This is a genomic window from Streptomyces sp. NPDC032822 (assembly GCF_055578825.1).
Map to the genome: position 1 here is coordinate 42,681 of NZ_JBVIOL010000021.1, position 25,026 is coordinate 67,706.

The window sequence follows — 25,026 nt, forward strand, 5'->3', positions numbered from 1 at the left end:
TCGCTGTATTCCCATAGACGGCCAGCACAGATCCGTGCCGGCGCCCCCGGCAGCCACCGGACAACGGGTGCAAGGCCAGTCATCGACGGTCTGTCATCGCGTGCACTGTCCGAAATCGCCCGTGTCGAGCACACCCGCAACTACCTGCAGCTCAGACGATGATGATCTCCGGATGCGTCAGCCGCAGCCGGAACAGCACTTCCTTCGCCGCGTTGCGGTCGGTCATGTCTGCCGGGGTGACCATGACGAACAGCGGCAGGCCCCTGGGTGTCGACGCCCTGGTGCCGTTTGCCGCTGTTGATTTCCTTGCAGGCGTCGTAACCGCGGGAGTCCTTCCCGACGGTGTCGGCCGCCTTGACGGACTGGGAGTCGATGACGGTGGCGACCGCGCCGGGCGCCTCGCCCATCTCGCTGCGGATGCGTTTGCGCAGCTGGTCGCGGATCTGTCCGACGACGCCGGCCGTCGCCCAACGGGCCATGAAGTTGTCGCAGGTCCGCCAGGGCGGAGGTCAGGGGGCAGTGCCCTCGTTATGTGGAATCGAGCCGGGCTGGTAGTGCGGCCGATCGCAGAGAAAGCAGCCGTCCCAGAGTGGGAGCGCGCTGAGGACGTGGTGGCGCACGCACGAGGCCATCGCGGCCTGGTCCGGGCCGGGGAAGCCGCGTGCGGCGCTGTTGGCGGCGGGCGGGGTGCAGGACTCCACCATGGTCGTGAATCGGTGCAGGTAGTCATGCACGCGGGGCGGGTGGTAGCCCAGCTCGCTCCAGCGATGTCCGCTCGCCGCGAGTACTGTGGCACGCAGCACGAAGTCCTTCGCGCGGGCGCCTTCCCGCTCCGTCGCACCCCAGTCGAACTCCGCCAGGTCGAACCCGACGGCACCGCGACCCATGACGTTCTGGTCCTGCAGGGTCAGCAGCGCCGCGAAGCGGAAGTCCCAGTCCTCGGAGGCGAGATCGGACACGGCCAGCATCAGCACGTCGATGAACACCGCGGTGGCGCCATTGGAGAGGTCCAGGTCGTGGCTACCGCCGGAGAAGATGTTGCTCACCGACCTATGATGCGATCCCGGCCCTCCACCTGTTTGGAGAAGACGCATGACGGAAGCGAGCACCGGCAATGTGGTCGTGAACAGGGTGATGTCCCTCGACGGGTTCATCGCCGGTCCAGGCCACACGATGGACTGGATCTTCGAGCACATGACGTCGGCGACGTTCCCGGAGGTCATGGCGGCCACGGGCGCCATGCTCATCGGCCGGGGCACGTACGAGGTCGGCAAACGCATGTCCGACGAGAACACCGGCTACGACGGCGGGACGCAGTTCGTCCTCACCCACCGCCCGCCCGACGAGCCGGACTCCAACGTCACCTTCCTCACCTGCGACATCGAGAAAGCCGTGGCCACGGCACGCCGCGCCGCCGGCGACAAGAACCTGGAGATCCTCGGCGCCGACGTGGCCGCCCAGTGCCTGCAGCGCGGCCTCGTCGACGAGATCCTGGTGTACGTGCTGCCGGTGCTGCTCGGCGACGGCGTCCGCTTCACGCCGCCGGGCCTCGACCGGATCGACCTGGAACCATTCAGCAACGTTCAGTCGGGCGGGGTCACCATGCTGCGCTTCCATGTGCGCAAGTAGGCACGGTCGCAACTATTAGCCTGCTGTCATGGCCCCCATCCGGTGGGCAAGTTCCCCACTCTCGCAGAACACCAACTGGCCCGACGGTGGCTGCAGTTCATGGCGAATATCGGTCGGGCTTCCAACATGATCGATGCGTACGGGCGGGCGGTCGAAGACCACCTGTGGTTCTGTGCAGTTGAAGGCATGGGTCCCGTACTGGCCGGTGCGGACACGGTTGCCGCCTGGATCGGGGACATGCACGACCGTCCCCGCCAGCGATCAGCGAAGGCGCCGCTGCGTCCGGAGACGGGACTGGCGAACGCGGCCGTCCAGCAACGTGTGGTGGCCGTGCGGTCCTTCTACGAGTACCTGGTGGAAGACGGCTTCGCCGCCCCTGAACAGCACTTCAGCGCTACGGATATCCGAAGATCGGCCCTGGTGCCGCCCTTTTCCCCGTGGGGCGGCACCAGGGCCGGCTGGGTACTCGCCATCGGCGAGATGCTCGACTTCAAAGGGTTCGGCCATGGCCTGCCGGCCGATGGAGATCGTGATGGACGATCTCCTGACCGGCGGTGGCGGTGCGGATGGAATGGACGCGTCAAGGTCGTCCCTGTCCAGGTGGTAGGTGGCGACGAACCGCGCGTGTGGACGGACATCCACGCGGTGAGCGTGGACCTGCTCGTGGGGCATCTGCCGGCAACGGACCGGCGGTAGCGCTCTCCCTGGTGGCGCCCGTGCCGGAGCTCTTCGTGGGGCGGCCACGAGGGCCGTTGTCAGAGGCGATTGGCAAGATTGCGGCCATGAATGTCACGCCTGTCACCCCGCCACGGCCGATCGACGTTGCCGCGGTCTTTCCCCAACTGGCTCCGCTGGCCCGCACGGCGACCCGCCTGCACCCCCGCCCAGGGGCGCCGACGTGGCACGACAGCTCGATCGGCGGGCCACTGCTGTGGCCCGCTGAGGAGCCGTGGCCACACTGTGAGGAACCGCATGTGGTGGATGGCATCAACTCAGCCCAGTCCCCGGCTGATCTGCGGCTGGAACGACGGATCTTCGCCGCCTCGCATGGCCGGGACCTGACTCCGGAGGAACGGGAGACTCTCGAGCGGATCCGGCCCCCTCGGACCTATCCGGTGAGGCTGGCGGTCCAGGCGTACGACGGCCCCATAGCGATGCTGCCCGTCGCGCAGCTGTACGCACGCGATGTGCCCGATCTGAGCCCGCCGGAGGGCAAGGACCTCCTGCAGGTTCTGTGGTGCCCCTTCGACCATCCGATCATGCCCAGGACCCTGCTCTTCTGGCGTTCGGCAGCCACCGTCACCGACATCCTCGACACGCCCCCCGAGCCGCCCGCAGTGCAGTTCGACGGCTATCTACCGGAACCGTGCGTGCTCGAACCGGAGCAGATCACCGAGTACCCCGACCATCTGGAGCTGAGCGAAGAACTGCGGGAGCAGCTCAAGCAATGGAGTGTGCCGCAGGCAGCGGAGGAAGACATGGACCCGGACACGTACTACGACTGTGTGCTGTCCAACGCACCCGGCTGGAAGGTCCGCGGCTGGCCCGCTTGGGACTCCGCCGATCCCAGGTCGCGGCCCTGCTCCGAGTGCGGCACCGGCATGGAGGTCCTGATGACCGTCGCCACGTTCGAGGAAGGGGACGACGGCGGGAACAGTTGGTCTCCGCACCCCCACCCAGGTGCTGGACCGTACCCCGGCCACCGCGGCTACAACGCGACCGGGGTCCAGATAGGCAGCGGCTACCGGCAGCACCTGTTCGTCTGCCCGGCAGAGCACGAGCATCCGCATATCGAGTTGATGACGTAGCCCGTGCGCAGTGTGCAGCCGGGGCGTCACGGTGCGGGCATGCCGTGACGCCGGGTGGCCGCGAGGCTCAGGGTGCCTGCCTGTGGCCCGACATCCGAGAAGGAAGCAGGCCATCCCTGACACGACCGCGAAGCATCGCCTCAGGTTGAGCGCGTCCCGGTGAGCTCGCCCATCGGTAGAGCCGCGCACGCGACGAGGGTTCGGGTCTTCCAATGGAGTCCGAACCACTGGTCTTCGCGTTCGTGGGCGGCTGAGGCCTCTGGCCGGTTCACGACCGGTAACTGCGGCAGGCCGAGTCGCGGTGCCAGCTCGATATCGGCCTCCTCCCAGGTGGTTGCCCAGACCAGGTCGCACGGCAGCGCCGCGAGGCGCGGCCCGATCTGCGGGGTGAGCCGCGCCAGGTGCGAGTTGGATGCGGTGCCCGCGAGATCGCGCTGCGGGTCGTCACCGAACGGCAGGAGTGGCCCGTCGACGTCCAGGAAGAGCAGTGGGCGGTTCCCGTGCCTGGTCATGCTGCGCTCACCTCGGGTCGCTCGACGAGGTAGCCGTTGTGGAATGTGGCGCCGTTGCGGGCGAGGGCGACGAGGTGGGGTGCGGTGATCGCGCGCCAGCGGGTCTGGGCGGAATCGGTGGGCTTGAACACCATGGCCAGGGCCGCTGCGGGGCTGCCAGCTCCGCGGGTGACCCGGATCCTCAACTTGACGGTGCTGAAAGTGGATTCGATCGGGTTCGTTGTTCTGAAGTGGATGCAGTGTTCGGCGGGGAGGTCGTAGAACGCCAGGAGTTCATCGGTCTTGTCGGTGACCTTCTTGACCGCCTTGGGCCACTTCGCGCCGTAGACGCGATCGAAGTCCTTGACGGCCTTCTCGGCGCGGTCGCGGTCTTCGGCGTTGTAGATCTCCTGCAATGCCTTCTTCGCTCCGGGCTGGGACGACTTCGGCAGGGCGTTGACCACGTTCCGGGTTTGGTGAACCCAGCACCATGGGTGCCTGGCCTGCGGAAACAACTGCCTGCGATCCGGGCCGTGACCTGGTCGAACATTGTCTGCCAGCGGGCAGGGTCTACGTTATGGCCTGCGGCCACCGCACGATCTTCAGGAGTCCACACAACCCTGATGATCACGCGGTGGCCGTCCCTCTTGAGGGCTGGGCCTCAGCGTGTCGCGAAGTCGAGCTCGCGTGTCAGGCGGTGAAGCCGCCGTCGACATGGATCGACGCGCCGGTGATGTACGAGCCGTCGGCACTTGCCAGGTGGGCGACGGTGGCCGCGATCTCGGCCGCTTCCGCATAGCGGCCCATAGCCGTGAAGCCGGCGATCGCCTCGGCATTCGGCCCGTCAGCGGGGTTGGCATCCGTGTCGGTGGGGCCGGGATGCACCAGATTGACGGTGATTCCATGCGGGCCGAGTTCTCGGGCCAGCCCCTTCGTCATCCCGAGCAGAGCCGTCTTGCTCATCGAGTACAGCGCCAGACCGGGGAAGACCGCACGCTCGCCGACATTGCTGCCGATACTGATGATGCGGCCGCCCCGGCCCATGTGACGCACTGCCGCCTGGGACGCTGTGAACGGCGCCCGGACGTTCACCGCCAGAGTGCGATCGATCTCTGCCGGCCCCAGGTCTTCGAGCGGGCCCACGAGGAAGACGCCAGCGTTGTTGACCAGGATGTCGAGTCTGCCGAACATCGCGGCGGCCTCGTCCACCGCGGCGGTGAGTGCCTCGGGGATGGCGCTGTCGGCCTGGATGGCCAGTGCCCGGCGCCCCCTGGCCTTGATCTGCTCCACCACATCGATGGCGCGTTCTGCGCTGTTCTCATAGGTCAGGACGACGTCGGCGCCTTCTTCGGCCAGCCGTAACGCCACAGCGGCACCGATGCCCCGGCTGCCGCCCGTGATCAACGCTACGTTTCCTTCAAGTCGGTTCATGACGATGAGCATTGCTGGCACCAGCGCCGGAGGCTGGCGGGAATCCGACCTGGCGTTCGACCTCCGGAAGGGCAACACCATCCTGATCACGAAACCAGACGGGAGTACTAGCCCGTCTTGGACAACGCCGTTCGCCAGGCTGAGCCCGCGCTGCTTTCGCAAGTTGGCAACCAGGCTGCGCCGTGAGGGAGCAGATGCCGTCCGACGCGGCCGGCCTTGGAGCCTGCCACTGGAGGACCGGGTCCTGCTGGTCGCGGCATACTGGCGTACCAACCTGACGTTGCGCCGGCTCGGGCCGCTGTTCGGGATCTCGAAGTCCGCGGCCGACCGCATCATCGACCACCTGGGGCCCTTCTCGCGTTCCAGCCACGCCAACGGTTCCGTCCGGACACTGTCCTCATCGTGGACGAACTCTGGTGCCCACACGCGATCACACGGTGGCCGAGCAGTCGAAGAACTACTGCTATGTCCTCGGGCGAGCCGAAGCCTCGCCGATGGAGGCGGTGAGCTTGGAGAGCAGGCTCCAGTCCGTGTCCTCGGGCATCAGGGAGAAGATGTTCTCGGTGATGCCGCTGGAGATGCTGCCCGGATTGACGTTCACCGCACGCAGTCCCCGCTTGCCGTACTCCTGGGCGATGCTGTGGGTGAACGACAGGATGCCGCCCTTGCTCGCGGAGTACGCCGCCATCATCGGGTGCGCGAACTGGGCGGAGGTGGAGCTGAAGTTGACCACGACGCTCCTGTCGGTCTCCAACAGGGCCGGGAGGGCGGCCCGGGTGACCAGGAAGGTGCCCGTGAGGTTCACGGCGATGATGCGGTTCCACAGGTCCAGGGAGCACTCGTGCGTGTGGGCCCCGCGCAGCATGCCGGCGACGTTCACCAGCGAGTCGAGGCCGCCGAGTGTGTCGGCGGCCTGCGCCACGCCCCCACCGACCGCGTTCTCGCCGGAGACGTCCATCAGGGCGGTGACGAGTCGGTCGGCCGTGCCGGCCTCGGCGGCGAGGGCCAGTGTCTCCGTCAGGGCGTCGGCGTTGATGTCGGTGGCGACGACGCGGGCGCCTTCGGCGAGCAGCCTGAGTGCCGTCGCCCGGCCTATGCCGGAGGCGGCTCCGGTGACAAGGATCCGTCGGTCGTTCAGTCGTTCCATGTGGGTTCTCCCTCGGTTCTGCCGATGGGCGTGCGGATACGGGTGAGGAGCCGACGCGCTCGTCGGTGCGGGCGCGCGACCGCGGCCCAGGAGGAGCGGCGTGGCGTGGCCATGCCTGATGACAAGAAGTGCGCGCCCTGGGAGGGCACACCGAGCAGAGCGACGGCGTGGAGTTCGCGTCGGTGCAGTACGACGTGCGTGGCGGTGGCAGCGTCTACAGGACTGTCGGCGTAGCGATCCGTCGGGGCCGGACGGCTGTGCGTCAGTTGTCTTCGCCGGTGGGCGACGGGTCGTCGTTCTCGCCCGCCGGGGCGGCGCACATGAGGTTGAACGCCTCGACCAGGGTGGTCATGTCGACGCTCGGATCCAGCAGCCACTGCAGCTGGATGCCGTCGGACACGGCGAGCAGCAGCCGTGCCATGAGCTCTGGATCGACGTCTTCGCGGATCTGCTTGTGCTGTCGGCCCTGCTCCAGGCCCTCCTGGATCCGGGCGCTCAGGTCCGTGTACCGCCGCTTGAAGAAGGCGTGGGCCGGATGGGCCGGGTCCGAGGCGGCGGCCGACAGGGTCACGAACAGGTCGACCAGACCCGGCTGTCGGGCGTTGTGGCCGGCCGTCCGGGCCACCGCCTCGCCCGGCGACATCGCATCGGCGGATGCTTCGGAGTCCAGGGCGTCCCGCTCGGCCAGCACGGCCAGCAGCAGGTCCTCCCGGGAGTCGAAGTAGTGCAGCACACCCGCCTGGGACATGCCCACGCGGTCGGCGATCTCCTTGAGGGACGAGCCGCGCTCGCCGCGCTCGCTGAATACCTCCAGAGCCGCCCGCAGGATCTGCTCGCGGCGCTCAAGGCCCTTGCGGTAAGGGCCCCTGGGTCTGCGTGGTGTGCTGCTCACGGGTTGACCGTACTTCACTTGTTCGGAGGGAGGAGGGTGGGCCGCGATCATGAGGACCGGGGTACGGCGGCGGTCAGCCGGGGATCGGCCGCCGAACGCCCTACCCGGAGCCGGTGCGGCCCGGATCGCGTGGTCCAGCCGGCCGGGGTCCAGACGGTGAGGGCCTGCGTGGGCATGGTGATCGTGGCGGTCACGGACTCATTCGCGCTCGCCTCGACCGCGGCGAATCCGACGAGACGCGGTGGCTCGTCGCCGTCGACTGTATCCAGGTATACCTGGACGACGTCACGACCCGAGCGGGGCGGTGGGGGAGGTCCGTGCGGGACGAACGACGCATCCGAGGGGAAACGGGCAACAGCGCACCTGGGCCCGAGAGTTGGAACCTTTCAATTCCTTGGCGGCCACGGTGGGTGACGCGCCCGGTGTGCCACCCCGGCTCGTTCTGGCTGGTGCGTCGAGCCGTGCGAGCGAGGTATAACGGCGTGGAACGCGACTCTCACAGACCTCTGAACCGGTCGGATCCAGAGTGAACGAGAAGTTCACGTGACGGAAACCTAGCTACGTTCGGGATTCGCGGCTAGGGTTTCGGCCATAACTTTTTCCGAATCGCGATCCGGATCCCCCGCCGCCTCCAGGAGTGCTCTCCTTGCCGCAGCGCGGAAATTAAATCGATTCATCCAGTGGTGGTCCATGATGGCCACGGGCACGCCGCCGTGCCCGGACACGAGAGTGAGGACTCACGTGAGTCAGGAATCGCTTGACCCGTCAGGTGCCGTGGCCGATGTCCGCTTCGAGCACGTGCGCGTTGCGCTCGGCCTCGGAACCGGTCGCCCCCGGCTGTCGTGGACCACGCTCACACAGGCCCGGAACTGGATCCAGACGGCGTACGAGGTGGAGCTGACCGTCGCCGACGCTCCGGCCGTGCGGGCACGGGCCGAGTCGGCCGACTCCGTCCTCGTGGCGTGGCCGTTCGAGCCGCTCCCGGCCCGCGGCGGGGCCGCCGTGCGCGTCCGCGTCACCGGCTCCGACGGCGAGGTCTCGCCGTGGAGCGAACCGGCGACGGTCGAGGTCGGCCTGCTCGCCCCGGACGACTGGTCGGCCGTCTTCGTCACCCCGGACTGGGACGAGGACCCGCAGACCGACCAGCCCTCCCCGTTCCTGCGCCGCGAGTTCGACCTGCGTGGCCCGGTGCGCTCGGCCCGCCTGTACGCCACCGCGCTCGGCGTGTACGAGGCGGAGATCAACGGCACCCGCGTCGGCGACGAGGTGCTCGCCCCGGGCTGGACGGCGTACGACAAGCGCCTGCGCCACCAGACCTACGACGTCACCGGCCTGCTGCGCCCCGGCCGCAACGCCCTCGGCGCGATCCTCGGTGACGGCTGGTTCCGCGGGCGGATCGGCTTCGACGGCAAGACGCGCGCCGTCTACGGTGACCGGCTCGCCCTGCTCGCCCAACTGGAGGTGGAGTACGAGGACGGCACCACCGAGCGTGTCACGACCGACGGTTCGTGGCGTGCCGCCACCGGCCCGGTCATCTCCTCCGGCCTCTACGACGGCGAGGCCTACGACGCCCGGCTGGAACGGTCCGGCTGGTCGGAGCCCGGTCATGACGAGTCCGGCTGGCGCGGGGTACGCGTCGTCGAACGTGACCTGTCCACCCTCGTGGCGCCCGACGGCCCGCCGGTGCGCCGCATCGAGGAGATCGCCCCGGTCTCCGTGACCACCACGGCGTCCGGCGGGACGCTCCTGGACTTCGGCCAGAACCTCGTGGGCCGACTCCGCCTGACCGTCTCCGGCGAGTCGGGCCGCGTCGTGACCCTGCGGCACGCCGAGGTACTGGAGGGCGGCGAGCTGTGCACCGGGCCGCTGCGCACGGCCGCCGCCACCGACACCTACACCCTGCATGGGGAGGGCGCGGAGGTCTTCGAGCCCCGCTTCACCTTCCACGGCTTCCGCTACGCCGAGATCACCGGAGCGCCCGACGGCTTCGACCCGACGACCGTACGCGCCGTCGTCCTCCACTCCGACCTGGAGCGCACGGGCACCTTCGAATGCTCCGACGATCTCGTCAACCGCCTGCACGAGAACGTGGTGTGGGGCATGCGCGGCAACTTTCTCGACGTTCCCACCGACTGCCCGCAGCGCGACGAGCGCCTCGGCTGGACCGGTGACATCCAGGTCTTCTCGCCCACCGCCTCCTACCTCTACGACAGCGCCGGCTTCCTGGGCTCGTGGCTCGCGGATCTCGCCGCCGAACAAGGCGCCGACGGCGTGGTGCCGTTCGTGGTGCCCAAGGCGGGGGTGGCCGGTGCCGACACCCCGGCCGCGGCCTGGGGCGACGCCGCCGTGGTGGTGCCGTGGGTGCTCCACGAGCGCTACGGCGACACCGGCGTCCTCGCCGCCCAGTACCACTCGATGCGTGACTGGGTGGAGCACGTCGCCTCGATCGCGGGCGCGAGCCGACTGTGGGACAGCGGCTTCCAGTTCGGGGACTGGCTCGACCCGACGGCCCCGGCAGGCCGGCCCGACGGCGCCGCGACCCCGGGCGAGCTCGTCGCCACCGCCTACTTCGCCCGATCCACCGAACTCCTCGCCCGCACCGCCGAGATCCTGGGCCACGACGAGGACGCCGAGCGCTACCGCGCCCTGGCCGAGGAGATCCGGGTCGCGTTCCAGGCGGAATACGTCACCGGCGCGGGCCGGGTGATGGCCGACGCGCCGACCGGGTACGCCCTCGCCCTCGGCTTCGACCTGCTGGCCTCCTACGCCCAGCGTGCCCACGCCGGCGACCGGCTCGCCCAGCTCGTCCGCGCGGGCGGCCACAAGATCGCCACCGGGTTCGTGGGCACCCCGCTGATCTGCGACGCCCTGACCCGAACCGGCCACGCCGACACTGCCTACCGCCTGCTCCTCCAGCAGGAGTGCCCGTCCTGGCTCTATCCGGTGACCATGGGCGCGACCACCATCTGGGAGCGCTGGGACAGCATGTTGCCCGACGGTACGGTCAACCTGAGCGGGATGACCTCCTTCAACCACTACGCTCTGGGCGCCGTAGCCGACTGGCTGCACCGTACGGTCGCGGGCCTCGCCCCCGCCGAACCCGGTTACCGCCGCCTTCGCGTGGAACCGCGACCGGGCGGCGGCCTCACCCACGCGCGGGCGAGGCTGCGCACGCCGTACGGCTCCGCGGAGGTGTCCTGGTCGTTGGCCGGGACGGAGCTGGCGGTCGAGGCACTTGTGCCGCCGAACACGACCGCCGAAGTCGTTCTCCCTGGCAGCGGCGGCGACGCCGTGGAGGTCGGCTCGGGCCGGTACAGCTGGACGGTGCCGTACGCGTCTGCGGCCGCCGAACCGGCCCCGCTGTCCGTGGACATGACCATCGACGCCCTGCTGGACCGCGAGGACGCCGCTCGCGTCTTCAAGGACCTGCTGATCGCGTACATCCCGGAGGCCGCTGCCTTCATCGACAGCGGGACGGGGTCTCCGACCGGCACCACCGTGCGGGCGATCGCGGGGATGGTCCCCGACGGCGAGAGCTTCCTCTCCGACCTGGAAGCGAGGTTCGCGGAGTTGGAGGACCGCGCCTGACGGGTGCGATCCCAGGGCCTGGCGTCCCATCCCGTCCGTGGAGGACGTTCACCTGCCGCTCCGGCGCCCGTGATCGCCCCCCAGCCGTGGGTGTCCGCTCTACATCTCCCTATCTGAAAGGACCACGTCACTCAGAACTGGCTGGGCGGCTTCGCGGAGCAAGCGGAGCAGACGCGCGCGAGGCTTCGGCCGAAGCGATAGCCGGCACGGCCATCGTCGACCGGCTCATCTTCGACGTGTCCATCACCGAGACCGGCACGGATTCCTACCGCCTAGCCCCGACCAGAGTCCGAGTTGAGCAGACCGCCACTCTCTGACCCACCACCGGAGCAATCACCCTGGCGCTCCTGATCGCTGTCCGAGCGATGACTTTGTGAAGCCGGGCAAGTCCAAGTGGTCGAACACAAAGGCATCGCACTGCGCCAGGAGGAATTTTGACAGCCGATTCGACCGACACCGTTACGGCCCAGACCCTTGAGGTCCCCGGCGCGCGCCTGCACTACGAGGTGCGCGGCCAGGGCCCCCTCATCGTGCTCGTCGGTGCCCCGATGGACGCCGGTGCCTTCGCGCCCCTGGCCGACGTGCTCGCCGCTGATCACATCGTGCTCACCACCGACCCGCGGGGCATCAACCGCAGCAAACTCGATGATCCCGACCAGGAATCCACTCCGCACCTGCGCGCCGACGACCTCTCCCGACTCCTGGCACACCTGGACGCCGGCCCGGCCGCGGTTCTGGGCTCCAGCGGCGGCGCCGTCAGTGCACTGGCCCTGACCCAGACTCATCCCGACCAGGTCCACACCGTCATCGCACACGAGCCCCCACTGGTCGAGCTGCTTGCCGATCGTGAGGAGCTCCATGCCCAGACCGACGACATTGTCGCCACCTACCTCACGGGTGACGTCATCGGCGCTTGGACCAAGTTCATGACCCAGGCCAACATCACCCTGCCCGCGGGCGCGATCGAGGCGATGTTCGGCGGGGAACGCGATCCGCGACAAGTCGCGGACGAACACCGCTGGTTCGCCCACGAACTGCGGGCCACCACGCACTGGCGGCCCGACCTGAGCGCCCTACGGTCGGCCGACACCCGCATCGTGGTCGGCATCGGCGACGACTCAGCCGAACAGGAATGCGACCGCACTTCCAAGGCGCTCGCCCAGGCCCTTGGTATCGAGCCGACACCATTCCCCGGCGGCCACACCGGCTTCGTCGAGAATCCCGACGGCTTCGCCACCCGCCTGCGCGACGTCCTCCGCCAGAACTGACCCCAGAAACGGCACCCCTGAGGGCGGCCAGAGCCAATCGAACGAGCTGCTGGTCGCCCTTGTCTATGTCGACTCCCGGTGATCTACCTTCCGAAGCCGGTACTCAACGATCTCCCGACGCCCTCCCCACGCGCCCGGGTGACATCGGAAATCGGGCTCTGGTCCACTTCGTGTGGTCGCGTACACAGGGTGGCTGTTGAGCTTCGCCCAACGTACTGGCGCAGAGCACTTGTTCCATGGCTGTCGTATTCCTGACCAAGAGGGTCCATCAGACCCTCGTACATGACCCTGGGCCGTGCGAATTTGCTGGTCGAGAGAGGGGTCCGTGCGGGAAGCTGCATGCGTGATCGAGAGAGGCTGCCGTTCAGGCTGTCGAGGACCAGTTGGAGCGCGACTATCAGCAGTGGCGGGCTGTGGGTGTGGACTCGCTACGGATGGCTGTGGTCGACGTCGAGAAGCACGAACTGGTGTGGATCGTCTACTGGACCTCCGAGGAGTTCGTACGCACCCGGAACCCGGAGTTCATGCTGGCCGGCAACGGGCCGTATCTGGTCGATCGTGTCGACGGCGGACTGCACCAGATCGGCGTCGTCTCCGCGGTTACGGGGGAGTGGGAAGCCGACTATCGAACCCGGATACGTGGGCTGCCGGTGCGCACCGCAGTAGACGATCTACACGATGGGTTGTGCGGAGTCGCCGCCGCGCGCCAACGGATGCACACTGTGCGGACACTGCGCCAAAGGCTGCCTGTGCTCTCGCCTGCGGAGGCCATCGAATATGTGAGCGCGCTGTTGGACGGTGATGCGCCCGCGCGCCTCGTGGCCGTCGCCACCAAGGAACTCGTGGAGCCTGTCAACCCGGTGCTTGCGGTGGAGAGCATTCGGAGCGTGGCGGCGATCCGAGCCGGTCAGAGACCCGAGTGATGACTGGAAAGCCAGTCGCCATGCCGATCGCGCATCCGGTCCCGTTCCTCGAACGTGGCGAAGAAGACGTCGGCGCCACCGTCGTAGGGGTGATGGATGCGCTGCATGCGGGTGTCGGTGATGAGGATGCCCGCCATCTTGTCGTCGGCGATGTCTCGGAGTGACTCGTCGATGCAGCCTCACCGCCAGAGCCGGCGGGCGGCGAAGAGGTGGCAGTACGTGCGGAACTCAGGGTCAGGACCGTCCTCCACCAGCAAGCTCTGCCAATGGCCCGTGACGGGTCGCGATGACGGAACCTCGGCTTCGGTCGCCCAGAGGAGTGATCACGTACACGTCCGCACCAGCGAACAACTCATCAAGGATGGTGTTGTATCGCTCCAGTACGACGGTGTACTCGCTCTCGTCGTCCGCGTACCGCTTCGACTCCGGCAGGCTGTGCACTATTCGGGGTCAATGCTGCTTCGACTCGAGGGCGGATTCGTGGTGGGCCTCGCCCGGGCCGCCCCAGTGCAGGCCATCACTGCTGTAGTCGTGGCGTTGAGGAAGAGCGTGAACGTCCACGACGCGTCGGCGGCGTCGATGCGGCCGATCCGCCTGTTGCCGAGATGTGAGGCGGGTGCTGGAGCCGGGCTTGGTCGCCCAGTTCACCGGGAGGTGGAAGACCGGCAGAGCCCCGAACGGCAAGACCATTTGGTGCGACCGTACCCTTCCGAACGGTCGCGATCAGAGCGTTGCCGCCGCAAACACACAGAGCTGTGGGCACCCAGCGGTCCGGGTGGCCACAGCTTGTGTACAGGCGGTCAGGCGAGGGTGACCTCGACCGGCAGTTTCTTGATGCCGTTGACGAAGTTGGAGCGGACCCGGGGGACGGTCCCGGCGAGGCGGATGCCGGCGAGGCGCGGGATCAGTTCCTCGAACATGATGCGGATCTCGGTGCGGGCGAGCAGGTTGCCCAGGCACAGGTGGGGGCCGCCCTTGCCGAAGGTGAGGTGGTCGTTGTCCTGGCGGGTGACGTCGAAGTCGTACGGGTTGCCGAAGACTTCTTCGTCGCGGTTGCCGGAGGCGTACCACATGACGACCTTGTCGCCCTCCTTCACCCGCTTGCCGCCGAGTTCGACGTCGCGTGTCGCGGTACGGCGGAAGTGGTAGACGGGCGTGGCCCAGCGCAGGAACTCCTCGACGGCGACCGGGATGAGAGAGGGGTCTTCCTGGAGCCTGGCCAGCTGCTCGGGGTGCTGGATGAGGGCCAGCATGGAGTGCGAGATGGTGTGCCGGGTGGTCTCGTTGCCGGCCACGACCAGCAGCAGGAAGTAGTTGTCGAAGTCCTGCGCGGAGAGCGGGACGCCGTCGCGCGGGGTCTCGTTGACGAGTCTGGAGATCAGGTCGGTGCCGGTGCCGCCCCGCCGCTGCCGGGCCAACTCCCGTCCGTACTCGAAGACCTCCAGCGAGGCCGGGCTGCGGAAGGGCAGATCCTTGTACTGCTCGCTCTCCGCGCTGTGGAGGAGGACATCGGCGTAGTCGGGGTCCGTGTTGCCCATAATCCGGTTGCCCCAGTCGATGAGCTGCTGGTTGTCCTCCGCGGGGACGTCGAGGAGCCGGGCGAGGACGTTGATGGGGAAGTCGGCGGCGACGTCGGCGACGAAGTCGAACGTGCCCTTGGCGAGGGCCGTGTCCAGCGTCCTGGCGGTCAGGCCGCGCAGGAAGTCGGCGTACTCGTTGATGACGCCCTGGCCGAACTGACGCTGCAGCAGGCTGCGCATCGCGCGGTGGCGAACGCCGTCCAGTTCCAGGATGGAGGCGCGCTTCTTGATCTGGTCGTCGTCGAGTTCTTCGAGGTTGGCGAACTTGGTGGAGGTGAAGGTCTGCGGGTCGCGTCCCACGCGGGCGATGTCCTCGTGCCGGGTGACGGCCCAGAAGCCGTGGTTGGGCTCGGGCTCCGGTTGCCAGTGGACCGGGTCCTGGTGGCGCAGGGTGTGGAACATGCGCCAGGGGGTGACGCCGTCGAGGAACTTGTCGTTGTCGGCGAGGTCGACCTCGTCCAGCGGCATCGGGTCGTCGGGGGCGTGGTGGGTGTCGGTGGTGTTGAGGGTGCTCGTCATGGTGTGCTCCTGCGGGGTGCTCAGAGGTGGTAGGAGTACTCGGCGAACTCCCAGTCTGTGACGTGTCGTTGGAAGCGTTCGGCCTCGTCGCGCTTGTAGGTGAGGAAGGACGCGGTGAAGTCCTTGCCCAGCAGTTCGATGAGCGCTTCGTCGGCTTCGAGGGCGTCGAGCGCGGAGGTCAGGTTCATCGGCAGGACCTGGGACTTCTCCAGGTCGTAGCCGTAGCCCTCCAGCGGCGCGGGCGGCTCCTTGCCCTCCTGGACGCCGAGCAGGGCGGCGGCGGTGAGCGCGGCGATCGCGAGATACGGGTTGGCGCCGGCGTCTCCGAGCCGTAGCTCCAGGCGGGCGCCGGAGCCGCGCTCGGGCGGGATGCGGACCATGGCGCTTCGGTTGTCCAGGCCCCAGTTGATCAACCAGGGCGCGAGGGTGTCGGGCCCGAAGCGCTTGTACGAGTTGACGGTCGGGTTGAGCAGCGCGGCGAGCGCCGGGGCGTGGGTGAGGAGGCCGGCGATGGCGTGCCGGGCGTTGCCGGAGAGACCGAAGGCGCCGGCCGGGTCATCGAAGACGTTGCGGCCGTCGGCGTCGACGCAGGAGAAGTGCAGGTGGAAGCCGGAGCCGCCGGAATCGTTGAAGGGCTTGGCCATGAAGGTGGCCAACTTGCCTTCCTTGCGAGCCAGTTCCTTGACGGCGGCCTTGAAGCGGAACGCCCGGTCGGCGGCGTCCAGGGCGTCGGAGTGGGTCAGGTTGATCTCGTACTGGCCGCCGTCGAACTCGTGGTTGCCGGTGATGACGCCGATGCCGAGGTCGCGCAGCTGTCGCAGGGTACGCAGCAGGTGGTTGTCTGGGTCGGCGCGCAGGCCGGCGGTGTAGACGGACCCGGTGACGGTGGGGCTGCGCCGCCAGCCGTTCGGCGCGGTGGCGTCCTCTTCGAGAAGGAAATACTCCAGCTCCGGGCCGACCACCGGGCTCAGACCCGCGTCCGTACATCGGGCCAGCACCGAGCGCAGCAGATCGCGCGGCGACTCCGCGGCCGGGCCGCCGGTCGCTGGGTCGGTGGTGTCACCGAGACACCATGCAACGCCGGGTTCCCAGGGCACGCGTGCGAGGGTGCTCAGGTCCGGTCGCACGGAGATGTCGGGCAGGCCGGCCTCGATGCCGCCCTCGATCGCGACGACGTCGCCGCGCGGGGTGGTGTGGTAGACGGCGCGGCAGAAGGCCAGGCCGTGCTCGCAGGCCGACGGCAGGTGGTCGAGCAGCACGTCGCGGGCGCGGTCGGTGCCGAGGAGGTCGGGGTAGGTCACCCGGACCACGTCGATGCCGTCGGCGGCGAGCCGGTCCTGGTGCCGGCGGACGGATGGGGTGTCGTGAGCGCTCACCGATGTCTCCTCGGCGGATTCGGGGCACCTCTCGGGCGTCGAGCCCGGGGGGAGGGTGGCGGAGCGAAGACTGGTTGGGGCGCCGGGCGATGCCGCGGTCGTGAAGCCCCGGTCAATCATTTGAAGCCAAACGGTATGGAGGTGGCCACCTTCCCGCAAGGGGGTGGGCCAAAGAATTTATCCATCCGGATAGGTATTGACCAGAGCGTGGCGGCTTCCTATGTTGTTTGAAGCCAAACGAGTTAGGGGTTCGGCTCTCCCGTACCCCTTTGGCCAGGGGCCCGGCCACAGGCCGGGCCCTTCCATCCAGCCCCTGCCCCGCTCTCCCGCCCGCTCCGGCGCACCCACCTTCCAGGAGGACCGGCAATGAAGGTCGTCGTCGACATGAACAAGTGCAAGGACCACGGACAGTGTGTCTTCGCGGCCCCCGACGTTTTCCAGCTGGACGACAACGGACGGCTGGCCTACGTCAGCGACCCGGACGACACCCTGCGCGACGAGGTCGAGGAGGCCGCGGACGTCTGTCCGCTGCAGGCCATCCGGATCGAGGACTGAGCGGCATGACGACGCAGCGCATCATCGTCGCCGGGGCCTCCATGGGCGGCCTGCGCGCGGCCGAACAACTCCGCGGCGCCGGGTGGACCGGCGCGATCACCGTGATCGGTGACGAGCCCCACATGCCGTACAACCGGCCGCCTCTCTCCAAGGAAGCGCTGGCCGGAAAGGCATCGTTCGAGTCCCTGGCCTTCACTCCCAAGGCAAGCGCGGCCGACGTGGAGTGGCGGCTCGGTACGAGCGTCACGAGCGCCCGACTCGCCGAGCGGGTCGTCGTGCTCGACAGCGGCGAGGAGCTGCCCTTCGACGGACTGGTCGTCGCCACGGGTATGCGTCCCCGGCGCCTGCGCTGCGAAGTCCCCGGGGCCGGCCGTCACACCGTACGGACTTTCGGTGACGCTCAGGCCCTGCGGGCGGAGCTGGTCCGGCCGGGCGCCCGGGTCGTCGTCATCGGTGCCGGGTTCATCGGCTGCGAGGTGGCCGCCACCGCGGTCGGTCTCGGCGTCACGGACGTCACCGTGGTCGACCCGCTGCCGCTGCCCATGGTCGGACCGCTCGGCGAGCTGCCGGCCCGCGCGCTGCTGGGGCGGCACGAGGAACGCGGTGTGCGCTTCGCTCTCGGTGCGGGTGTCTCGGGGTTCGAGGGCGAGGAGCACGTCACCGGGGTCGTACTGAGTGACGGGACGGTGCTCCCGGCCGATGTGGTCGTGGAGTCGGTCGGCTCCGTCGCCAACACCGAGTGGCTCGACGGCAACGGTCTCGACCTGACCGACGGCGTGCTCACCGACGGGCAGCTGCGGGTCGGCGGACTGCCGTACGTCGTCGCGGTCGGCGACGTCGCCCGCTTCCCCAATGCCCGCTACGACGGCGTACCGCGCCGGGTCGAGCACTGGTCGATCCCCGGCGACACCGCGAAGCATGCGGCCAAGGCGCTGATGGCTCATCTCACGGGTGCGGAAGCCGGCTTGCCGCCGTTCGCGCCGCTGCCCACCTTCTGGAGCGACCAGCACGACTTCCGGCTGCAGTCCTTCGGTTCCCCCGTACTCGGCCTCGCCGACATTCGCGTCCTGGCCGGCGATCCGGGCGGCGACATGATCGTCGGTTACCACGCCGACGGCGGGCAGCTCGTCGGCGTCGTCGCCCTCGGCGGCCCAGCCGCTGCCACCGGCGCCGCCCGCTACCGCGCCCAGCTGCTCAAGCAGCCCGCCCTCACCGCGTAAGGAACCAACGTCATGGCCAGCGTCCGTGGTTACTTCCACCCCAAGACGGCGACCGGATCGTCGTCCCTGATCCCCTCACCTCCCTGGCACTACTCCGGCGACCTGCTCACGATCGAGTACCGCACTGATCCCGCACGTGTACGGGAGTTGCTGCCCGCACCGCTGGAACTCGCCGAGGAGGACCCGGGCGCGGTCGCGCTGATCTGGGCCGACTGGCAGTCCTGCTCCGGTACGAAGGAGGAGCTGCTGGACCCGGTGCGCGCCCAGTACAAGGAGGCCTTCGCCGTCGTCCGCTGCTCGTACCAGGGGCGGACGTACTCGCGCTGCGTGTACATCTGGGTCGACAAGGACTTCGCGATCGCCCGCGGGCTGCACCAGGGCTACCCGAAGAAGCTCGGTTCGATCCACCAGACGCGCCCGCACCTATACGGTCCGGCCCCGCGCATCGAGGCCGGAGCCCGCTTCGGCGCCACCCTCGCCGCAGCCGACCGGCGCCTGGCACAGACGGTGGTGACCCTGCGCGAGCCGTCCGAGACCAACGGCTTCGTCAACGGCCACCCGATGGCCCACCACCGCTGGCTTCCCTCCATCGAGAACGGCAAGGGCCTCGCGCTCGACGAGTTGATCGAGACCGGTGCCGCGTCCTTCGAGGCCGGACAGCCGTGGGTCGGCGATGCGGAACTGGAGCTGTTCGAGGCGCCGACGGAAGAGTTGGCCCGGCTGGAGATCCGAGAGCCGATCGCCGCGTACTACCGGCAGGTGGGCGTTGTCTGGGACGGCGGTCGACTGCTGGAGTCCGGCGCCTCCGAGGCCGAGTAACCCCCCTTACGCATCAAAGACCTGGAGACCGGACATGACCGAGCACATCACCGCGGTGGCCGGGGTCGCCGTCGACACCCGGCACTGGATCGGCGGCGAACGCGTGGCGTCCGTCGAGACGTTCACCGACGTGTCGCCGATCGACGGAAGCACCCTTGGAGATCTCTCCCGGGGCACGGCGACGGAGGCCGCGGCGGCCGTCGCCGCTGCTCGCGCCGCCTTTCCCGCCTGGGCCGCCACGTCGCGCGCCGAGCGCGCCCGCATCCTGCACGCCATCGCCGACGGAGTCGAGAAGCGCATCGAGGACCTCGCCAATGTCGAGACGCTGGACAACGGCGCCCTCCTGCGTTCCCACCGCCGCGGTGTGATGCCGCGCGTGGCGCATAACTTCCGTTTCTTCGCCGACTGGCTGCTGAAGCTGGAGCATCAGGACTTCGCCACTCGCGGCCACACCAACCACGTGAGCTGGGACCCGGCGGGCCCGTGCGTGCTGATCACGCCGTGGAACGCCCCGCTGATGCTGGCCACCTGGAAGGTCGCTCCGGCGCTGGCCGCCGGGAACACGGTGATCCTCAAGCCCGCCGAGTGGTCCCCGCTCACTGCTTCGCTGCTCGCCGACATCGCGGCCGAGGCAGGGCTGCCGGCCGGTGTCCTCAACGTCGTGCAGGGATACGGCACCGAGGTCGGCAACGCTCTTGTCTCGCACCCGGACGTCCGCCGGATCAGCTTCACCGGTTCCGTGCCCACCGCCCAGCACATCGCCCGGGCGGCCGCCGCCAACCTCACCCCTCTCAGCCTCGAACTCGGCGGAAAGTCACCGCTGTTGGTCTTCGCCGACGCGGACCTCGACCTCGCCGTGGACCTGGCGGTGGAGCAGTACGACAACGCCGGACAGGTATGCCTGGCCGCGACCCGCATCCTTGTCGAGGAGACGGTCTCGGACGATTTCACCCGCCGGTTCGTGGAAAAGGCGAGCCGCCTCAGGCAGGGTGACTCGCGCGACGAGGCCACCGACCTCGGTCCCAGCATCCACCCGCGCCAGCTGGAGAAGATCGACGGCTTCGTGCGTCGCGCGCTCGACGACGGGGCTCGCGCGGTCATCGGCGGCAAGCGCAAGGACGCTCTGTACTACGAGCCGACCCTCCTCACCGACGTCGCCCAGGACTCGGAGATCGTCCAGGAGGAGGTCTTCGGTCCGGTCCTGACGCTCCAGACCTTCGGCGACGAGCAAGAGGCCGTACGCCTCGCCAACGACACGCGCTTCGGTCTGGCCGCCACCCTTGTCACCGGCGACCACGAGCGCGCCGAGCGGGTCACCGCGCGGCTCGTCGCGGGAACGGTCTGGGTCAACTGCTTCTTCGTACGCGACCTCCAGGCTCCCTTCGGCGGCTCCCGCCACTCGGGCGTCGGCCGGGAGGGCGGCACATGGAGCTTCGACTTCTACTGCGACGTCAAGAACACCGTCACCGCGCCGAACGGATGGCAAGACCATGGGTGAAATCGTCGGGGCGGGTCTGCTCGCCCACGTCCCCACCATCGTGCTGCCGGAGGGGGACCGGCTCGAGCTGAACCAGGGCAAGGAGATCACCCTCGTCACCGGCTTGCGACAGCTCCGCCAGGACGTCTTCGACAGTGACGACTACGACACCGTCGTGGTCCTGGACTCGCACTGGGCCACCACCGTCGAGTTCGTCGTCACCGCCCAGCAGCGCAGGGCCGGACTGTTCACCTCCGAGGAACTGCCGCGCGGCATGTGCCGGATGCCGTACGACTTCCCGGGTGATCCCGAACTGGCCCACAACATCGCCCGGTTCGCCGACAAGCACGGCACCTGGGTCACCGCGATCGAGGACGAGTACCTCCCGATCTACTACGCCACCATCAACCTGTGGAAGTTCCTCGGCGAGGGGCTGCCGGACAAGCGATGGGTGACCATCGGCGTCTGCCAGACCGGTGACATGGAGGACCACCTGCGGCTCGGCCGCGCCCTGGCGGACGGTATCGCCGCCACTCCTGGCCGCCGCGTGCTGCTGATCGCCTCCGGAGCGCTGTCGCACACCTTCTGGCCGCTGCGCGAGCTTCGCGACCACGAGTCGAGCGACCCCGGCCACATCTTCACGTCCGAGGCCCGCGATGCCGACTACGAGCGCATCGCCTGGTTCAAGGAGGGCCGCCACGGCAAGGTCCTCGACACCATGGACGAGTTCTGGAAGTACAAGCCCGAGGCCCGTTTCTACCACTACCTGATGATGGCCGGCGCCCTCGGCGAGCAGGCATGCGTCGCCCAGGCACGTCAGTACGGCGAGTACGAGAACTCCATCGGCACCGGCCAGGTCCACCTCTGGTTCGACCGCCCGGCCGAGGGCTGGACCGGCACCGGTGCGCCCGCGTCCGCTTCCCCGCGCACCCCGCACAGCCGCTCCTAGAAAGGCCCCGCCATGCCCGAATACCGCCGTGTCCTCCTCGACGGAGCCGCCGTCGAGACCGTCCGTGACGGTGACGAACTCGTCGCCGGGGACGGCCGCCGGGTCAAGATCGAGGACGCCCAGCACCTGCCGCCGGTCGTGCCGTCCAAGGTCGTCGCCGTTCACCTCAACCACCGCAGCCGGGTCGACGAGTTCCAGATCCAGCTGACCCCGACGCCGACGTACTTCCACAAGCCGACCTCCGCCCTCAACTCCCACAAGGGGGCCATCGTCCGCCCCGAGGGCTGTAAGTGGCTCAACTACGAGGGCGAGGTGGCGATCGTCATCGGCAAGACCGCGCGCAACATCTCTCCTGCCGAGGCGGGCGAGTACATCGCGGGCTACACCGTCGCCAACGACTACGGCCTGCACGACTTCCGCGACACCGACGCCGGTTCGATGCTGCGGGTGAAGGGCTCCGACACCCTGTGTCCGCTCGGCCCGGGCCTGGTCACCGACTGGGACTTCCACGGCAAGTACCTGCGGACGTACGTCAACGGCGAGGTCGTCCAGGACGGTTCGACGGACGAGATGGAGTGGGACATGCACTACCTCGTCGCCGACATCGCGCGCACCATCACTCTCCACCCCGGCGACGTGCTGCTCTCCGGTACCCCGGCCAACTCCCGCCCTGTCCAGCCCGGTGACGTCGTCGAGGTCGAGGTCGAGGGCCTGGGGCGGCTCACCAACCACATCGTCACCGGCCCCACCTCGATCCGTACGGACGTCGGAGCCCAGCCCACCGAATCGGAAGAGGTCCTGTCCACCGCGCTCGGCGGCGACTGGGAGTTCCGCGGTATCCGGTCCCCCAAGCGCTGATGCCCACCGTAGGCGGAACCGCACCCGGTCTGCCGCGACGGCGCCCGGCGTGGTGCCTCACCTGTCCGTCCCGTGCGGCCGGGCAGGGGAGAGGCCGCCGTGCGTGTACGGGCCGGTAGGGTCGCACCCATGACCGAAGCCACCGGGACCCCTGAGGGCCGCAGGCCGCGCAAGCGGGTGAACTACGGGGAGGGCCGGGAGGCCCTGCTCAACGCGGCCGTGCGGGTGGTGGCCCGGGGCGGTCTGCGCAAGCTCACCTATCGCGCGGTGGCGGAGGAGGCAGGGGTCACCCACGGTCTTGTCGTCCACCACTTCGGCACCCGCGACGCGCTGATCGAGGAGGCGCTCGCCCACACCGTACGCTCCAGCCTGAGCGTCAGCGCGGTCGAGCCGGGGACCGGCAAGGTGTCCGACTTCTCGGCCGGAGTGTCCGAGATGGTCACGGCCGATCCGGACACCCAGGCCTTCCAGTACGAGCTGCTGCTCGAATCCCGGCGAAGGCCGGAACTGCTGCCGCTGATCCGTGGGCTGTACGACGAGTACTTCGATGCCACCGAGCGCGAGCTGTCCCGGATACTCCCCGAGGGTGCGAACCGGGCGATGACGCGACTGGTCTTCGCCGCCCTCGACGGCCTCGTCCTGCACCAGCTCGTTCTGGGCGGCGGACCCGAGGTCACCGACGCGGCCATCGAGGAGCTCCGCTCCCTGCTGCGGTTGCTCGACGCCGACGCAGACGCCGAGAGTGCGGGCGACAGCGGCGCCTGACTCGCCGACCTGCCTGTTGTGAGGCCCCGGACGCTTGGCGCCCGGGGCTTCGTTCGGCTCGAATGCCACCTCGGCCACGGCCTCGTACAGACGATGCGGTGGCCCAAAAAACACCACACGAACCCTTGCCATCTGGATAGTTCCAGCCCACTATGAGGCAACTCGTTTGGCTCGAAACGAAACCTCTCCCCTTTCCAGGCAGGTGATCCGCGTGGACAGTCAGACGGTCGAACCAACGCAGACCGTGCAGAGCCCCTCCGCTGCAGGCCGGCTCAAACCCAACTCCCTCGGTGTTCTGGGAATCCTCTTCTTCGTTCTCTCCGCGCAGGCGCCGCTGACCGGCATAGCCGGTGCCGTGCCCATCGCCGTCGCCATCGGCAACGGCGCGGGTGCGCCCGCCGCGTATGCCGCGGTCGGCGCCGTCATCCTGCTGTTCTCCGTCGGCTTCGTCACCATGGGGCGACATGTCGTGGACGCCGGCGCCTTCTACACCTACATCGGTAAGGGGCTCGGCCGCCCCATCGGCTCCGGGAGCGCAGGAGTCGCGCTCTTCGCCTACTGTGCGGTCCAGGCCGCCATGTACGGCTTGTACGGCTTCATCGTCAGCGGCCTGGTCGAGCAGTACACGGGGCTGAGCGCACCGTGGTGGGTCTGGGTCCTGGTCACCATGGTGATCGTCCAGATCCTCGGTGCCGCCGGGATCGAGATGGGCGCCAAGATCCTCGCCGTCTTCGTCCTGGCCGAATTCAGCATCCTGTTCGTCTTCGCCCTGGTGACCTTCTTCAAGGGCGGCGGTCCCGAGGGGCTGGGCTTCGCCCACAGCTTCTCGCCCCATGCGGCCCTGCAGGGGGCACCGGGCGTGGCGCTGATGTTCGCTGTGGCGTCGATGTTCGGCTTCGAGGCCACAGCGATCTACGGCGAGGAGGCACGGGAGCCCCGCAGGACCGTCCCCCGGGCCACGTACCTGTCCGTCATGGTCGTCACCGTCTTCTTCGCCTTCACCTCGTGGATGCTGGTCTCCGCCCATGGCGCCTCGAACGCCACCGCGGACGCCGGGAAGGCGCTGGAGAGCGGCGACGCCACGTCCTGGGTCTTCGCGCCGATCACCGCGCAGTTCGGCGGATGGGCAGGCGACGCGCTGCCCATCCTGCTGGCCACCTCCCTCTTCGCCGGTGTCCTCGCCTTCCATAACTCCGCCAACCGCTACCTGTTCTCGCTCGGCCGCGACGGCCTGCTGCCGCGCGGGCTGACCGCGATCAACCGACGCCACTCGCCCTGGACGGCCGGCGGCGTGCAGACCGTGATCTCGCTCGCGTTGGTCATGCCCTTCGCGCTACTGGGCAAGGACCCGGTGCTGAGCCTCTTCTCCTGGTTCAGTGGGGTCGCGGTGCTGGCGGTCATGCTCCTGTACTTCCTGACCTCCGTCTCGGTGGTCGTGTTCTTCCGCCGGGAACGGCTGGACACTCGCGCCTGGAACACGCTGATCGCCCCCGTCCTGGGTGCGCTCGGCATCGCCGGTGCCATCTGGCTGATCCTGGCCAACTTCACCACCCTCATCGGCGGGGACCAGGGCACGGCGATGTGGCTGGAGCTCACCGTCCCGGCGGTCCTGGTCCTGGGCGTCATCGCCGCGCGACTGACTCGTGGCAGGGCGCTGGCCGACGTCTGAGCCTGCCCCGCGGTGTGGCCGGCCCGGTCCTTGTCTTCCCCCTCGGGCCCGACCGGCCACAA

General features: G+C 68.8%; 21 protein-coding genes and 7 pseudogenes. 16 read left to right on the top strand and 12 right to left on the bottom strand.

Annotation, left to right across the window (positions count from 1 at the left end; genetic code table 11):
* Nucleotides 1-154: 154 nt before the first annotated feature.
* Both ACZ5VD_RS37335 and ACZ5VD_RS37340 read right to left on the bottom strand, forming a co-directional pair.
* Nucleotides 155-526: pseudogene (locus ACZ5VD_RS37335) on the bottom strand (transposase); the annotation flags it as partial.
* Nucleotides 510-1,046, bottom strand: a complete 537-nt coding sequence (locus ACZ5VD_RS37340; protein WP_468554755.1) for a hypothetical protein — start codon at nucleotides 1,044-1,046, stop codon at nucleotides 510-512. The gene ACZ5VD_RS37340 and the pseudogene ACZ5VD_RS37335, both read right to left, overlap by 17 nt.
* A 46-nt stretch (nucleotides 1,047-1,092) precedes the next feature.
* Here ACZ5VD_RS37340 and ACZ5VD_RS37345 point away from each other — a divergent pair, with 46 nt between their 5' ends.
* From ACZ5VD_RS37345 to ACZ5VD_RS37355, 3 genes are all read left to right on the top strand, one after another.
* Nucleotides 1,093-1,629, top strand: a complete 537-nt coding sequence (locus ACZ5VD_RS37345; protein WP_468684951.1) for a dihydrofolate reductase family protein — start codon at nucleotides 1,093-1,095, stop codon at nucleotides 1,627-1,629.
* 99 nt (nucleotides 1,630-1,728) lie between these two features.
* Nucleotides 1,729-2,325, top strand: a complete 597-nt coding sequence (locus ACZ5VD_RS37350; protein ID WP_468554757.1) for a hypothetical protein — start codon at nucleotides 1,729-1,731, stop codon at nucleotides 2,323-2,325.
* Between the two features lie 281 nt (nucleotides 2,326-2,606).
* Nucleotides 2,607-3,437 (top strand): hypothetical protein, encoded by an 831-nt coding sequence (locus tag ACZ5VD_RS37355; RefSeq protein WP_468554758.1) that lies wholly within the window; start codon nucleotides 2,607-2,609, stop codon nucleotides 3,435-3,437.
* Nucleotides 3,438-3,619: 182 nt separating this feature from the next.
* Here the strand turns inward: ACZ5VD_RS37355 and ACZ5VD_RS37360 are convergent.
* The 3 genes and pseudogenes from ACZ5VD_RS37360 to ACZ5VD_RS37370 form a co-directional block, all read right to left on the bottom strand.
* Nucleotides 3,620-3,949, bottom strand: a pseudogene (locus tag ACZ5VD_RS37360) (HAD domain-containing protein); the annotation flags it as partial.
* Nucleotides 3,946-4,449 (bottom strand): annotated as a pseudogene (locus tag ACZ5VD_RS37365) (transposase); the annotation flags it as partial. The pseudogenes ACZ5VD_RS37360 and ACZ5VD_RS37365, both read right to left, overlap by 4 nt.
* Nucleotides 4,450-4,618: 169 nt before the next feature.
* A complete protein-coding gene (locus ACZ5VD_RS37370) occupies nucleotides 4,619-5,371 on the bottom strand; it encodes an SDR family NAD(P)-dependent oxidoreductase (RefSeq protein ID WP_468554759.1) in 753 nt (250 codons plus the stop codon).
* A gap of 73 nt (nucleotides 5,372-5,444) precedes the next feature.
* Here ACZ5VD_RS37370 and ACZ5VD_RS37375 point away from each other — a divergent pair.
* Nucleotides 5,445-5,826 (top strand): annotated as a pseudogene (locus ACZ5VD_RS37375) (transposase family protein); the annotation flags it as partial.
* On the opposite strand, the gene ACZ5VD_RS37380 reads toward ACZ5VD_RS37375, so the two are convergent.
* From ACZ5VD_RS37380 to ACZ5VD_RS37390, 3 genes and pseudogenes are all read right to left on the bottom strand, one after another.
* Nucleotides 5,823-6,506 (bottom strand): SDR family NAD(P)-dependent oxidoreductase, encoded by a 684-nt coding sequence (locus tag ACZ5VD_RS37380; protein WP_468684953.1) that lies wholly within the window; start codon nucleotides 6,504-6,506, stop codon nucleotides 5,823-5,825. The pseudogene ACZ5VD_RS37375 and the gene ACZ5VD_RS37380 overlap by 4 nt on opposite strands.
* A gap of 262 nt (nucleotides 6,507-6,768) precedes the next feature.
* A complete protein-coding gene (locus tag ACZ5VD_RS37385; protein ID WP_468554564.1) occupies nucleotides 6,769-7,398 on the bottom strand; it encodes a TetR/AcrR family transcriptional regulator in 630 nt (209 codons plus the stop codon).
* A 47-nt stretch (nucleotides 7,399-7,445) separates the two neighbouring features.
* Nucleotides 7,446-7,673, bottom strand: a pseudogene (locus ACZ5VD_RS37390) (fibronectin type III-like domain-contianing protein); the annotation flags it as partial.
* A gap of 499 nt (nucleotides 7,674-8,172) precedes the next feature.
* On the opposite strand from ACZ5VD_RS37390, the gene ACZ5VD_RS37395 reads away from it, so the two are divergent.
* From ACZ5VD_RS37395 to ACZ5VD_RS37410, 4 genes and pseudogenes are all read left to right on the top strand, one after another.
* Nucleotides 8,173-10,986: an alpha-L-rhamnosidase gene (locus tag ACZ5VD_RS37395; protein ID WP_468554563.1), complete on the top strand. Its 2,814-nt coding sequence runs from the start codon at nucleotides 8,173-8,175 to the stop codon at nucleotides 10,984-10,986.
* Between the two features lie 209 nt (nucleotides 10,987-11,195).
* A pseudogene (locus ACZ5VD_RS37400) lies at nucleotides 11,196-11,303 on the top strand (IS21-like element helper ATPase IstB); the annotation flags it as partial.
* 117 nt (nucleotides 11,304-11,420) lie between these two features.
* A complete protein-coding gene (locus tag ACZ5VD_RS37405; RefSeq protein ID WP_468554562.1) occupies nucleotides 11,421-12,254 on the top strand; it encodes an alpha/beta fold hydrolase in 834 nt (277 codons plus the stop codon).
* A gap of 350 nt (nucleotides 12,255-12,604) precedes the next feature.
* A pseudogene (locus tag ACZ5VD_RS37410) lies at nucleotides 12,605-13,177 on the top strand (YrhB domain-containing protein); the annotation flags it as partial.
* On the opposite strand, the gene ACZ5VD_RS37415 reads toward ACZ5VD_RS37410, so the two are convergent.
* From ACZ5VD_RS37415 to ACZ5VD_RS37430, 4 genes are all read right to left on the bottom strand, one after another.
* Nucleotides 13,162-13,314 (bottom strand): DUF3885 domain-containing protein, encoded by a 153-nt coding sequence (locus tag ACZ5VD_RS37415; RefSeq protein WP_468554561.1) that lies wholly within the window; start codon nucleotides 13,312-13,314, stop codon nucleotides 13,162-13,164. The pseudogene ACZ5VD_RS37410 and the gene ACZ5VD_RS37415 overlap by 16 nt on opposite strands.
* A gap of 97 nt (nucleotides 13,315-13,411) precedes the next feature.
* A complete protein-coding gene (locus tag ACZ5VD_RS37420; RefSeq protein WP_468554560.1) occupies nucleotides 13,412-13,618 on the bottom strand; it encodes a DUF3885 domain-containing protein in 207 nt (68 codons plus the stop codon).
* A 359-nt stretch (nucleotides 13,619-13,977) separates the two neighbouring features.
* Nucleotides 13,978-15,276, bottom strand: coding sequence for a cytochrome P450 (locus ACZ5VD_RS37425; RefSeq protein WP_468554559.1), 1,299 nt, complete (start codon nucleotides 15,274-15,276; stop codon nucleotides 13,978-13,980).
* Nucleotides 15,277-15,296: 20 nt separating this feature from the next.
* Nucleotides 15,297-16,652, bottom strand: coding sequence for a glutamine synthetase family protein (locus ACZ5VD_RS37430; protein WP_468684954.1), 1,356 nt, complete (start codon nucleotides 16,650-16,652; stop codon nucleotides 15,297-15,299).
* A gap of 366 nt (nucleotides 16,653-17,018) precedes the next feature.
* Between ACZ5VD_RS37430 and ACZ5VD_RS37435 the strand changes: the two genes are divergently transcribed.
* The 8 genes from ACZ5VD_RS37435 to ACZ5VD_RS37470 all read left to right on the top strand — a co-directional run bounded on the left by ACZ5VD_RS37435 (nucleotide 17,019) and on the right by ACZ5VD_RS37470 (nucleotide 24,964).
* On the top strand, nucleotides 17,019-17,207 hold the full coding sequence (locus tag ACZ5VD_RS37435; protein WP_037898529.1) for a ferredoxin: 189 nt from the start codon (nucleotides 17,019-17,021) through the stop codon (nucleotides 17,205-17,207).
* Nucleotides 17,208-17,212: 5 nt separating this feature from the next.
* Complete coding sequence (locus tag ACZ5VD_RS37440) at nucleotides 17,213-18,427, top strand: NAD(P)/FAD-dependent oxidoreductase (RefSeq protein WP_468554557.1); 1,215 nt, start codon at nucleotides 17,213-17,215, stop codon at nucleotides 18,425-18,427.
* Nucleotides 18,428-18,439: 12 nt separating this feature from the next.
* Complete coding sequence (locus ACZ5VD_RS37445) at nucleotides 18,440-19,246, top strand: acetoacetate decarboxylase family protein (RefSeq protein ID WP_468684956.1); 807 nt, start codon at nucleotides 18,440-18,442, stop codon at nucleotides 19,244-19,246.
* Between the two features lie 34 nt (nucleotides 19,247-19,280).
* Complete coding sequence (locus ACZ5VD_RS37450) at nucleotides 19,281-20,744, top strand: aldehyde dehydrogenase (RefSeq protein WP_468554555.1); 1,464 nt, start codon at nucleotides 19,281-19,283, stop codon at nucleotides 20,742-20,744.
* Nucleotides 20,737-21,672 (top strand): 3,4-dihydroxyphenylacetate 2,3-dioxygenase, encoded by a 936-nt coding sequence (locus tag ACZ5VD_RS37455; protein WP_468554554.1) that lies wholly within the window; start codon nucleotides 20,737-20,739, stop codon nucleotides 21,670-21,672. Before ACZ5VD_RS37450 ends, ACZ5VD_RS37455 begins: the two co-directional genes overlap by 8 nt.
* 12 nt (nucleotides 21,673-21,684) lie before the next feature.
* Nucleotides 21,685-22,530 (top strand): fumarylacetoacetate hydrolase family protein, encoded by an 846-nt coding sequence (locus ACZ5VD_RS37460; protein ID WP_468554553.1) that lies wholly within the window; start codon nucleotides 21,685-21,687, stop codon nucleotides 22,528-22,530.
* Nucleotides 22,531-22,659: 129 nt separating this feature from the next.
* Nucleotides 22,660-23,295: a TetR/AcrR family transcriptional regulator gene (locus ACZ5VD_RS37465; protein ID WP_468554552.1), complete on the top strand. Its 636-nt coding sequence runs from the start codon at nucleotides 22,660-22,662 to the stop codon at nucleotides 23,293-23,295.
* A gap of 211 nt (nucleotides 23,296-23,506) precedes the next feature.
* Nucleotides 23,507-24,964 carry an APC family permease gene (locus ACZ5VD_RS37470; RefSeq protein ID WP_468554551.1) on the top strand — a complete coding sequence of 486 codons (1,458 nt, stop codon included), beginning with the start codon at nucleotides 23,507-23,509 and terminating at the stop codon, nucleotides 24,962-24,964.
* Nucleotides 24,965-25,026 lie beyond the last annotated feature (62 nt).